Raw genomic sequence first — 1,966 nt, forward strand, 5'->3', positions numbered from 1 at the left:
AACATCAGCCATGACAAACGAAGTAAACGAGTTCTAAAAAGGCAACGGTATTGATCTTGAAATAGTGGTCAAAGGACTATCTTTTTTCATTGACAGCCCGGAGGCTCATATGTGTTATATGTGTACAAATTAAAACCTTTCACACCTCACTTTAGTAAAAAACTAGCTACAAAGAGGATGATATTTGTTCTAGGCAATTATTTACTTGCCCATCGGTAACAATAAAACCACCCAACAGGCGGAATCAAGAAGTTGAGCAAGACGGCGTAAATGACAACCAACCCGATATTGTCAGCCTTTCCTTTAGCAAATTTGATGGTAAAGAAAATTACAACTAACGCGAGGATGAAGAGTGCTTGCCCCCAAAATGTTGCATTTAGATTCATAACATTCCTTATTGATGAACTTTCTGAAAAGCATTGGTCTTCCCCATTAAAAGTGGACGGCCATGTTAAGCGTATTTTGCTTCGTATTCATATGGGCTGACATAACCCAATGTTAAATGCCGCCTACTCTGACTTTGAAAAACTTAGTTTTTTCGCTCAAATGTTGATATGACCAAGGAGGGTTTACTACATCAATGTTAGAAACGCCCAGCGTAGCAAGCCCTTCGAGTGAATAGTACCAGCCGATAAAGTCTTCTTTCTCTGCGAACTCTTTATATTCGGAAGATTGTCCTAGTGTTGTTATTCGCTGGTCCACACCAATTTTTTCGAAGAAGTTTCGCTCACGAATTACAGCTGACTTCATATATTTTTCTAAGTTCTGCTTTGTTAATTCCCGCTCTTCCTCTGGAAGAGCATCAATAAACGATGTTATTTCTTTCTCCATCCCGGTTGTACCACCATGGAAACCAATAACTGCGTGATTTGAAATACTGTGATGATTTGCTGCAGAAAAAACATAGTTGGCGCATGATGAGAGACAATACTCATTGACCTCAAGCTTTAAATCATAGTCATGAACAATGTCACCAAGATCCATTCCATGATTGATTTCACCGCCTTCGGACGTTATAGACAGCCATTCAACTTTACTCTTACCACTTTTCAGAATTGAAAGAAGTTTCTGATTTGCTGATGGCGATAATTTACCGTGATAAATTACTGTGTTTTCGTTTAAATCGACAGTTGTTTCACCACCCTGCGCTGGCACGAATGATAGAGAAATAATTAAAATAAAAGACCATAAAAGTTTAAACATGTACCTTCCTTGTGGCATTTAAAGCCCCACTAAGGGGCAAATAGACGTAAGCTATAATACTGAGCGCAGAGAGGGAAGCCTACAAGTATATGTCCCAACCCGCTTGCGTCTACAGCGGTTTGTTATGCCTTACGCCAAAGTTATGCAAGACCTCTAATTATGTCCAGTTTGTTTTCCGGAGCATTTGGAGACATAAAGTTAGGAATGGTTAGGTCGTTTCTTTTAGGGCGCTCTAAAAATTGAACTGGCCATTCAGTTATTCTTTCTTCTTTTATGTGTTCATATTGGCCAGTGATTGGTTCGCTTATGTACTCGCGTTGAAGAACTAGAGCCAACGGTCTTTCTGCACCTGGAATATCGTTGCTACATTCCAATGCTTCTTCAAAAGTGTCGAAAGCGTAGTAATAGTCGCTTCCTTCTTCGAGGTCTGGCGCGCCATCGTGAGGATGACACCATACCCTATATTCGAGAACTTCATCCCAAACATACCCACCTCCGGACTTGGCAACTGCGGGATAGCTTCCAACTTTTTCTGGGTCGAGTACTGCTGGATAAATCTTCATAATCTTCCTTGAGCATAACTTTTAAATAAGGGGCGATAGCACGTAGGGCATAATACCGAAGCGGCCCCGCGAGTTAGCGTCCTAGCGAACGAAGTGTGTGAGTTTATTGGCTTGATAATCATTGAGCCTCCTCCCTATCAGCATAAACAGAGTTTATCCTAATAGGCGACCAAACCAAGGGAGAAAACTCAATGAACTTT

2 protein-coding genes are annotated in these 1,966 nt (G+C 40.9%); both read right to left on the reverse strand.

The window, feature by feature from the left end; translation table 11 throughout:
- Nucleotides 1-498: 498 nt before the first annotated feature.
- A complete protein-coding gene (locus QVA83_RS09575; RefSeq protein WP_156077843.1) occupies nucleotides 499-1,203 on the reverse strand; it encodes a hypothetical protein in 705 nt (234 codons plus the stop codon).
- Nucleotides 1,204-1,343: 140 nt separating this feature from the next.
- Nucleotides 1,344-1,766, reverse strand: a complete 423-nt coding sequence (locus QVA83_RS09580) for a GCN5 family acetyltransferase (protein WP_156077844.1) — start codon at nucleotides 1,764-1,766, stop codon at nucleotides 1,344-1,346.
- Nucleotides 1,767-1,966 lie beyond the last annotated feature (200 nt).

The organism is Alteromonas sp. AO-Serp (genome assembly GCF_017849675.1).
Taxonomy (GTDB): Bacteria; Pseudomonadota; Gammaproteobacteria; order Enterobacterales; family Alteromonadaceae; genus Alteromonas; species Alteromonas macleodii.